The 9,249-nt window shown below is 64.0% G+C and carries 9 protein-coding genes; 4 read left to right on the forward strand and 5 right to left on the reverse strand.

Going from position 1 to position 9,249, the window contains the following annotated elements:
- Positions 1-531 (forward strand): zinc-binding dehydrogenase (locus tag EOA22_RS15805; RefSeq protein WP_164755477.1); only part of this gene is annotated, 531 nt, incomplete at its 5' end.
- An 18-nt stretch (positions 532-549) separates the two neighbouring features.
- Here EOA22_RS15805 and EOA22_RS15810 read toward each other — a convergent pair.
- Positions 550-1,440, reverse strand: coding sequence for a DMT family transporter (locus tag EOA22_RS15810; protein WP_063168159.1), 891 nt, complete (start codon positions 1,438-1,440; stop codon positions 550-552).
- 104 nt (positions 1,441-1,544) lie between these two features.
- Here EOA22_RS15810 and EOA22_RS15815 point away from each other — a divergent pair, with 104 nt between their 5' ends.
- The gene (locus tag EOA22_RS15815) at positions 1,545-2,948 is read left to right on the forward strand and encodes a PLP-dependent aminotransferase family protein (RefSeq protein WP_063168160.1); all 1,404 of its coding nucleotides are present in this window, start codon (positions 1,545-1,547) and stop codon (positions 2,946-2,948) included.
- Positions 2,949-3,182: 234 nt separating this feature from the next.
- Positions 3,183-4,379 (forward strand): CmlA/FloR family chloramphenicol efflux MFS transporter, encoded by a 1,197-nt coding sequence (gene cml, locus EOA22_RS15820; RefSeq protein ID WP_063168161.1) that lies wholly within the window; start codon positions 3,183-3,185, stop codon positions 4,377-4,379.
- Between the two features lie 49 nt (positions 4,380-4,428).
- On the opposite strand, the gene EOA22_RS15825 is transcribed toward cml, so the two are convergent.
- Positions 4,429-5,322 (reverse strand): LysR family transcriptional regulator, encoded by an 894-nt coding sequence (locus EOA22_RS15825; RefSeq protein WP_063170254.1) that lies wholly within the window; start codon positions 5,320-5,322, stop codon positions 4,429-4,431.
- A gap of 128 nt (positions 5,323-5,450) precedes the next feature.
- On the opposite strand from EOA22_RS15825, the gene EOA22_RS15830 reads away from it, so the two are divergent.
- Positions 5,451-6,905 (forward strand): MFS transporter, encoded by a 1,455-nt coding sequence (locus EOA22_RS15830; RefSeq protein ID WP_063168162.1) that lies wholly within the window; start codon positions 5,451-5,453, stop codon positions 6,903-6,905.
- Between the two features lie 37 nt (positions 6,906-6,942).
- Here the strand turns inward: EOA22_RS15830 and EOA22_RS15835 are convergent, their stop codons facing one another.
- The 3 genes from EOA22_RS15835 to EOA22_RS15845 form a co-directional block, all read right to left on the reverse strand.
- Complete coding sequence (locus tag EOA22_RS15835; RefSeq protein WP_013531248.1) at positions 6,943-7,440, reverse strand: MaoC family dehydratase; 498 nt, start codon at positions 7,438-7,440, stop codon at positions 6,943-6,945.
- 190 nt (positions 7,441-7,630) lie between these two features.
- On the reverse strand, positions 7,631-8,059 hold the full coding sequence (locus EOA22_RS15840; RefSeq protein WP_024503818.1) for a phasin family protein: 429 nt from the start codon (positions 8,057-8,059) through the stop codon (positions 7,631-7,633).
- Between the two features lie 111 nt (positions 8,060-8,170).
- The coding region (locus EOA22_RS15845) for a DUF445 family protein (protein WP_127390072.1) at positions 8,171-9,249 on the reverse strand (1,079 nt) is incomplete at its 5' end.

The raw sequence follows: 9,249 nt of genomic DNA on the forward strand, positions 1-9,249 counted from the left end.
GTGCATGGCTGCGGCGGCGTCGGCCTGTCGGCGATTATGATTGCCAGCGCCATGGGCGCCAATGTCATCGCCATCGATCTCACCGACGAGAAACTGGATTTCGCCAAAAAGATCGGCGCCGTCGCCACCATCAATGCATCTACGACGCCGAACGTGGTCAAGGCGGTCAAGCAGATCACCAATGGCGGCGCGCATATGTCGATGGACGCGCTCGGCCACCCCACCACCTCGTTCAATTCGATATCCAATCTGCGCCGGCGCGGCCGCCATGTGCAGGTCGGCCTGATGCTGGGCGAGCATGCCCGGCCGCAGGTGCCGATGGACAAGGTGATCGCCTTCGAGCTCGAAATCCTCGGCAGCCACGGCATGCAGGCCTACCGCTACCAGGCGATGATGGACATGATCCGCAACGGCAAGCTGAAGCCCGAACTGCTGGTCGGCAAGAGGATCAGTCTCGACGAGGCGCCTGCGGCCCTGATGGCGATGGGCGGCTTCGAGGGCATTGGGATTGGGGTGGTGACGAAGTTTTAGGCGAGGACGGCACCGTCGTCAGGCGATCGCGCGTCGTGGCAATTCCTGCTTCGCGAATCGCTTGGCGCCTACGACGCAAAGCACCACGCCAAGCGTGACGACCACCATCAACGAACTGACCTGTTCGTGCAGCAGCGTCGCTGCCAGTGCCAGTCCGAAGAATGGCTGCAGCAGCTGCAACTGTCCGACCGCGGCGATGCCGCCTTGCGCCAGGCCGCGATACCAGAACACGAAGCCGATCAGCATGCTGAACAGCGAGACATAGGCAAGCCCCATCCACGCACTGACGCCGACGCCGTCGAACGACGGCGGCATGGTCAGCAGCGTCAGCACCAGCATGATCGGCAGCGACAGCACCAGCGCCCAGCAGATCACTTGCCAGCCGCCGAGCCTGCGCGACAGCGCGGCGCCCTCGGCATAGCCGAGGCCGCAAGCGATGATGGCAGCCAGCATCAGACCGTCGCCGACCGGCGAGGCAGTCACGCCCTGCGTCAGCGCAAAGCCCGCGACCAGCGCACTGCCTATGCATGAAAACAACCAGAACGCCGGGCGCGGCCGATCGCCGCCGCGCAGCACGCCGAATATCGCAGTGGCCAGCGGCAGCAGGCCGACGAAGATAATGGAATGGGCCGTGGTGACGTGCTTCAGCGCCAGCGCGGTCAGCAAGGGAAAGCCGACAACCACGCCAAGTGCCACGATCACCAGCGACAGCAGATCGCCGCGCTCCGGGCGTTTCTGCCGAAACAGGAGCAGCAGCGCAAGGCCAAGCAGTCCGGCAATCGCCGCCCGGGCCGAGGTCAGGAATGTCGGATCGAATTCCCTGACCGCCACGCGCGTCGCCGGCAGCGAGCCGCTGAAGATCAACACGCCGATGAATCCATTCATCCAGCCACTCGCGGTCTTGTCCATCGTATGCTCCGTTTGTCGGCTCCGTATCGCGCGGAGCCGGTAGTATCGCCAGAGACAATGCGGTACAATTATGCAAAACTGTCATAGTCAGCAGAGCAGTACGGATGGACAAGCAGACTACAGGAAGCGAGAGCGGCGGTACGCTGGTCGAAGGCGTCATGGCGACGATCCGCCAGCGGATCGCGGCGCGCAGCCTGACGCCGGGAGCGCAATTGCCGTCGATCCGCGCCTTTGCCAAATCCATGCGAGTGTCCAAATCCACCGTGGTCGAAGCCTATGAGCGGCTCGCCGCCGAAGGCGCGATCCGCTCGCGGCCGGGCTCCGGCTTCTATGCCGCCGGATCGCTGGCGCCGCTGTCGCTGGCCGAAATCGGCCCCCGCCTCGACCGCGCCGTCGATCCGCTCTGGATCTCGCGACAGTCCCTGGAGGCCGGCGATGGCATGCTGAAGCCCGGCTGTGGCTGGCTGCCCGCTTCATGGATGCCACAGGCAGGGCTGCGCCGGGCGCTGCGCACGGTGGCGCGTGCCGACGATGTCGCACTGGCCGATTACGGCACGCCGCTCGGCCTGCCACCGCTGCGGCAATTGCTGGCGCGGCGCATGGCCGGGCATGGCATCGAGGCCTCGCCCGAGCAGATCATGCTGACGGAATCAGGTACGCAGGCCATCGACCTCCTGTGCCGGTTCCTGATCGAGCCCGGCGACACCGTGCTGGTCGACGACCCCTGCTACTTCAACTTCCACGCCCTGTTGCGCGCTCACCGGGCCAAGGTCGTCAGCGTTCCCTACACGCCGTCGGGGCCGGATATCGATCTGTTCGCGCAGGCGTTGGCCGAGCATCGGCCACGCCTCTACATCACCAATTCCGGCATCCACAATCCGACCGGCGCGGTGCTGTCGCCAGTCACCGCGCACCGGCTGCTGAAACTCGCCGACCAATCGCAATTGACCATCGTCGAGGACGACATCTTCGCCGATTTCGAACATGCGCCCGCCCCCAGGCTGGCGGCGTTCGATGGCCTCAACCGCGTTGTCCATATCGGCAGCTTCTCCAAGACGCTGTCGGCATCGGTTCGCTGCGGCTTCATCGCCGCACCGCGCGACTGGATCGAGCCCCTGACCGACCTCAAAATCGCCACGACCTTCGGCGGCGGGCGGCTCGCGGCCGAACTGGTGCTGACGTTGCTGAAGGACGGCAGCTACCGCAAGCACATGGATTTGCTGCGCGCGAAGCTTGCGCGCGCCATGGGCGAGACGGCCGCCCACCTGAAAGCGATCGGCATCACGCCGTGGATCGACCAGCCGGCTGGCCTCTTCCTGTGGTGCAGTCTGCCGGACGGCGTCGATGCGGCCGAAGTCGCCCGCCGCTCTCTGGCCGACAACATCGTGCTGGCGCCCGGCAACGCATTCAGCCTGTCCGGAACGGCTGGCCGTTTCCTGCGCTTCAACGTTGCCCAATGCGCGGACGAGCGGATTTTCAGGGTGCTCGAGGCGGCGATGGCGCGTTGACGCGCATCAAGCTGATCCTGTTGCCTGGGCAACCTTCGGCTGCTAGGGAAACGCGAGCGCACTCGAGAGAATGTCTGCGCCGTCATTTTCCGGGATAGCGTTTATGGGAACCAGCAAGTCAGCAGACAAGTAGGCCGCAACAGCACTTCGTTGTTGCGGCGGCCCGTCATTTCCCATCTTCATTGAGAACGGCAGATCGCCGCCAAATGTAGCCATTTGAGCGGATGTTCAATCATGCCTTTTCCAAAAAACCCGACATGGACCACTTCCCTGCCAGCAGCCATGGTGCTGATGGCGCCCTTCGACATCCTGGCCTCGCTGGCCATGGACATCTACCTCCCGATTGTCCCGGCGATGCCGGGGATCCTCGAGACATCGCCTGATGTCATCCAGCTGACGCTGAGCCTCTACATGATCTGTCTTGGGCTCGGCCAAGTCGTCTTCGGCCCGATTTCCGACAGGATCGGCAGGCGCCCGGTGCTGATCGGTGGCGCGCTTTTGTTTTCAGGCGCTTCCTTTCTGCTCGCCAGCACCTCACTGGCCGCTGTCTTCGTCGTCCTGCGCGTCATGCAGTCCATTGGTGCGTCCGCCATTCTCGTTGCAACCTTCGCAACGGTTCGCGACGTCTATGCGCAAAGACCCGAAAGTGCCGTCATTTACGGCCTGTTCAGCTCGATGTTGGCTTTCGTGCCGGCGTTGGGGCCGGTTGCCGGTGCGTTGATTGCCGACAATTTCGGCTGGCGGGCGATCTTCCTGACGCTCGGAGTCCTGGCCACGGCAGCTACCCTCAACGCATGGCCGAAATGGCACGAAACCCGCCCCTCGAATGGCGATACCAGGCGAATGGCGCTTCGACCCATTCTCTCCAGTCTTGCCTTCTGGACCTACACGCTTGCATTCAGTGCCGCCATGGGCGCCTTCTTCGTGTTCTTTTCGACTGCGCCACGGGTGCTCATGGATCGCGCCGGCTTTTCACAGTTCGGCTTCAGTCTAGCCTTCGCCACCGCGGCGCTGGTGATGATCGTCACCACCCGTTTCGCCAGAAGGTTCATTGCAAGCTGGGGCATCGCCGGCAGTGCCATCAGGGGCATGGCGATGCTGCTGTTCGGCGCGGCGCTATTGGCAGTGGGGCAACTGTTCGCACAGCCCTCCTTCGCGACATTTATCTTGCCGATGTGGGTCGTTGCCGTGGGTATCGTCTTCATTGTCTCAGTCACCGCAAACGGTGCACTCGAGGCGTTTGGCGATGTCGCGGGAACCGCAGTCGCACTCTACTTCTGCATCCAGAGCCTTGTCGTCGGCATCTTCGGCACGTTGTTCGTCGTCCTGCTCGGCGGAGACACGGCGTGGCCGCTGGTCGCCTACTGTTCGGTCATGGCGACGCTCACACTAAGCGCACTGAGGCATTTGCAGAAACGCCAAACCGAATAGACTGGACAGATGAGAAGCCTGGGCGGTTGGCGCAGGCTTCTCATCGTTGTCAGCGCGACGCCGCACACACCTCCCGCACACAGTCGCGCAACCAGCGTTGCGCCGGATCGGCATCGAGGCGCGGATGCCAGAGCATGGAGATAGTGACTTCCGCGGTGGCAACCGGCAGGGGAAAACTGCGCATGCCGGCGCGTGCGCCCTCGGTATGCCGCTCCGGAACGCTGGCGATCAGGTCTGATGTGCGGGCCATGGCAAGGGCTGCCGAGAAACCGGAAACCATGCACACGACGGTCCGCCGCAGCCCGAGCCGGTTCAAAGCCTCGTCGATCGGCCCTTTCTCGCGGCCACGCCGTGAAACGCTGATGTGTCGGCCTGCGGCATAGCGCTCAGGCGTCACCGCGCCCTCGGTCAAGGGATGGCCCGTTCGCACGGCGCCGATGAAGCGGTCGCGAAGCAGCGCCTGGATGCGCACCTCCGGGCCGGTCTCGCCAGCGACGCCTATGTCCAGATCGATCGCCGCGTCGCGCAGCGACATGACGTCCCGGTCGGACTTCGGTGCAAAGCGCAGCCGCACGCCGGGCGCATCGGCCTGGATACGGGCAACGAGACGAGGTGCGAACTCTTCGACGAAGCTCTCATTGGTGCGCAGCGTGAAGACCCTGTCCAGGTTCGGGAGATCGAGCAAGGTGGCAGGGCGCAGGATCGCCTCCGCATCCTGGACGACAGGGCCTACCTGCTGTCGCAGTTCTTCCGCACGCGGCGTAGCCACAAGGCCTCGACCGGCGCGAACCAGCAGCGGATCGCCCGTCGCCTGGCGCAGTCGCGCCAGCGTGCGGCTCATCGCCGAAGGGCTGAGGCGTAGGCGGCTGGCGGCGCGCGCCACGCTGCCTTCGGTCAGCAGGACGTCGAGAGCGAACAGTAAGTTGAGATCGGGTGATGTCATCGGCAGATCATGACATGATATGGCGCCAAACGCACGAATAAGATGCAAATGCTGCGCCTTCCGCCACATTGGCCAAGGAACTAGATCTCCAGCAGTTCCGGTTGTGGGACTGATGGAAGGAGATCGCCGTGGCAATCGCTGAGCAAAATCCGGACGCGCTGACATCGGCGCCACCACGGATGCAATCCGCCGGCTGGGCGTTGGCAAGCCTGTCGCTCGCCACACTGCTGTCGTCGCTGGGAACCAGCATTGCCAGCGTCGGGCTGCCGTCGCTGATGCAGAATTTCGGCGCGACGTTCCAGGCCGTGCAATGGGTTGTTCTGGCCTATCTCCTCGCCATCACCACACTGATCGTCAGCGCCGGCCGGCTGGCCGACATGTTCGGGCGCCGACCGTTGCTGCTTGGGGGCATCGCGCTGTTCACGTCCGCATCGGTGCTCTGCGGCCTGGCGCCGACACTCTGGCTGCTGATTGCCGCACGCGCCGTGCAGGGACTTGGCGCAGCGCTGATGATGGCGCTGACGCTGGCCTTCGTCGCCGAAACCGTGACCAAAGACAGAATCGGCGGCGCCATGGGCCTGCTCGGCGCCATGTCCGCGATCGGCACGACACTTGGCCCCTCGCTCGGCGGCCTTTTGATCACCGGCTTCGGCTGGCGGGCGATCTTCCTCGTCAATGTCCCGCTGGGAGTGCTCACCTTCGCTCTTGCCTGGCGTGCCCTGCCGGCACGCAATAAAACCGCGCGGCTCGACCGAGGCACGTTCGATGTCGTGGGCACCGCCCTGCTGGCCCTGACGTTGGCCGCCTATGCGCTGGCGATGACGCTGGGCAGAGGCAATTTCGGCACGCTCAACATCGGCCTGCTGATCGCCGCAGGCACCGGCGTTTTTCTTTTCGCCGCCGCGCAGGCGAGAGTGAAAAACCCCTTGATCCGGCTTGCCAGCTTCCGCGATCTCCAGCTGAGTGCCAGTCTCGCCATGAGCCTCGTCGTCGCCACGGTGATGATGGCGACGCTGGTTGTGGCTCCGTTCTACCTGTCGCGCGGGCTCGGGCTGGATGCTGCAATGGTGGGTGTGGTGCTGTCGACCGGCCCGCTCGTCTCGACCTTGTCGGCGCTGGTGGCCGGACGCCTGACCGACCGCTTCGGCGCTCATAGGATGATGGTCGCAGGCCTGCTCAGCCTCACGACAGGCACGTTCCTGCTGTCGCTCGCCGTGACCAGATTCGGCATTGCCGGCTATGTCGTTGCGATCACCGTCACCTGCATCGGCTACGCGCTGTTCCAGACGTCGAACAATGCAGCCGTCATGACCGGCGTTGACGCGGGTCAGCGCGGCGTCGTCTCCGGTCTGCTCAACCTTTCGCGCAATCTCGGGCTCATCACCGGCGCCTCGTTGATGGGCGCCATATTCGCCGTCGCATCGGCCGAAGGGCACGAAGGCATTGGTCTTCTGAGTTCCGAGGCCGCCGCCCGGGGAATGCAGGTCACCTTTCAGACGGCGACGGTGCTGGCGCTGGCTGCGCTGTTCCTCGCACTGCTCTCGGCCCGCGCCACAGGCCGCGCAGAATCCAGGGCTTCGTGACGCGCACACCGCTCAGAGAGTAGAATTCCAAACAGGCTCAGGCACCTGCCCGCTTGCGGCGTTCATAGAGCATGACCAGCGTTTCCGCCGTCAAGGCAGGCTTTTCCTCGCCTTCGATCTCGACCGTGTTGGCCGCCTTCATCAGATACTGGCCCGGGCCCCTGTCCTCCATGGACAGCAGCGTGATGCGCAGTCTGATGCGGGCGCCGACCCTGACCGGCGCCAGGAAGCGTACTTTGTCGAAGCCATAATTGAAGGCGGCCTGCGTATTCTCGGGCACGATGCCCATGCCGAGCGCCAGCGCGCCGATGATCGACAGCGTCAGATAGCCATGCGCGATCGTCGTGCGGAACGGGCTTTGCCGCCGCGCCCTTTCAGGGTCGACATGAATCCATTGATGGTCGCCGGTGCATTCAGCGAACTGATCGATGCGGTTCTGGTCGACCGTCGTCCACTCCGACACGCCGAGTTCCAGCCCGGCCATCGTCCTCAACTGCTCGTAGGTAGGCGGCGTTTTAGGCCGTATTTCGTTCATTCCTGGTTTCCCGATCGCTTCCAGAGCCTCCGGACCACGAACTGACGGCCTCTGTCAATTCGCTCTACACGAATCCGTTCCGTCGATTTCGGCCGCAATCGTGCCACGCCGCCGGCGCAGTCGCAGGCCAACTCGGGCTTTCCGGTCTTCAGGGCGGCCGGCAGCCATGAACCGGTCCCGGCCACATCCGCTACTTCTTCTCGTAGCCGGCGCGGATTTCCTCCATCGCCTCCTTGATGCGGGTGCGCAGGATGTCGACCGATTCGGCACCGGATTTCTTGACCAGTTCAGCCACTTCGCCGGCATTTTTCAACGCGGCCTCGAAGGACTTTCTGGCAAACTCCGTCTGTTTGGCCATCAGTTCCTGCGGATTGCCCGGCGCCCTGTAGCTTTGCGCCATATCGGTGACCTCGCGCAGCGTATCCTGCAGCATCTCGCGCTGCCGGGACAACAGCGAGGTGGCGCCGGCGGCACCGGCTCGTGCCGATTTCTCCAGCGCTTCGAGGTTCTTGCGATGATGGGCGAGGATCGCCTCGACATCGACATTCGGCACCTTCAGGTCGCGGCCGAACCTGCCGAACATGTCCATGAAGGAATCGGATTCCGGTTGTTTTGCCATGCTTGTTTGCTCCCCTTTGCCGCGGATGCGGGCACCCTCGGATGGAGAATAACACTCGCGTGCCGTGAGTCCATTCGGACGCGGAGGAATGAGCGCCAGTCTGGCCGCGCATCAATTCACGAGGAACAGCCGCTCGGCCACATAGAGCACGACACCGGCGAGGCCGCCGATGATCATGCCGTTGAAGCGGATGTACTGCAGGTCCCGGCCGATGTTCATCTCGATCAGCCGCGTCAGTTGCGCGAGGTCCCAGCGTTTGACCTGGTCGGCGATGAATGTCGACACGCCGGCCTTCTGGCTCTCCACGAACGACGCCAGCGCCACCACGAACCCCTGGTTCATGTCGGCCCGGATCTGCGCATCGCCGGCAAGATGCCGGCCGACCTCGACGAACATGTTGGCGAGGTGCGCACGGATGACCGAATTCGGCGCCTTGGCATCCTGCTCGATGAACTGGCTGAGGCTTGCCCACATGTCGCCGGCCAATCCCTTGACCTCCGGCCGGCCCAGGAAGTCGCGCTTCAGCTTTTCGGCCCGTTTGGCGTATTGTTTCGATGTCCTCAGCTTATCGATGAAGCCTTGGGCGAAGCTGTCGAATTCGGCGCGCAGCGGGTGGTCGGGATCGGCCCTCACTTCGTCGAGCAGCGAGCCCGCCGAGGCGACGATCTTCTTCAGGAGATAGGCGTCGGCGCGGAACAGGTTGAACAGCGACGGCAGTTCCTCGCGGATTTTTTCGCGCATCGTTGCCAGCGCTTTTTCGTCATTGAGGAACCGCCCGATCACCTTGGTGAATTCGTCGAACAATTTCTGATGGCGGCGATCATCGGTAAGCGCCGAGAGCAGTTCGGCGGCCAGCGGCGCCAGCGGCACCTTTTCGATCTGTTCGAGCATGCGGCTGGTGACGAAGCCGCGCAGGCCGGATTGCTCTATCGCCGCAAGCGTCTGCGGCACCAGCCGCACGATGAAGCGCGACAGGCCGGCGGCGCGCTCCGTATCGGCCAGCCAATCGGCGACCAGCGCCGAAAAATCGACCTCGGCAAGCTTTTCACGCACCGGTTCGGGCGCCAGAAAGTTGACCTCGATGAAGCGGCCGAGATTGTCGGCGATGCGGTTCTGGTTCTCGGGGATAATGGCGGTGTGCGGGATCGGCAGCCCCAGCGGCCTTCGAAACAGCCCCACCACCGCGTCCC

The sequence above is a fragment of the Mesorhizobium sp. M7A.F.Ca.US.014.04.1.1 genome, from assembly GCF_003998745.1.
Classification (GTDB): Bacteria; Pseudomonadota; Alphaproteobacteria; order Rhizobiales; family Rhizobiaceae; genus Mesorhizobium; species Mesorhizobium ciceri.

Bases quoted from the DNA above. Each gene is read 5' to 3' on its own strand.
- EOA22_RS15810 (WP_063168159.1), bottom strand. From the start codon at position 1,440: ATGGACAAGACCGCGAGTGGCTGGATGAATGGATTCATCGGCGTGTTG.
- EOA22_RS15815 (WP_063168160.1), top strand. From the start codon at position 1,545: ATGGACAAGCAGACTACAGGAAGCGAGAGCGGCGGTACGCTGGTCGAA.
- cml (WP_063168161.1), top strand. From the start codon at position 3,183: ATGCCTTTTCCAAAAAACCCGACATGGACCACTTCCCTGCCAGCAGCC.
- EOA22_RS15825 (WP_063170254.1), bottom strand. From the start codon at position 5,322: ATGACATCACCCGATCTCAACTTACTGTTCGCTCTCGACGTCCTGCTG.
- EOA22_RS15835 (WP_013531248.1), bottom strand. From the start codon at position 7,440: ATGAACGAAATACGGCCTAAAACGCCGCCTACCTACGAGCAGTTGAGG.
- EOA22_RS15840 (WP_024503818.1), bottom strand. From the start codon at position 8,059: ATGGCAAAACAACCGGAATCCGATTCCTTCATGGACATGTTCGGCAGG.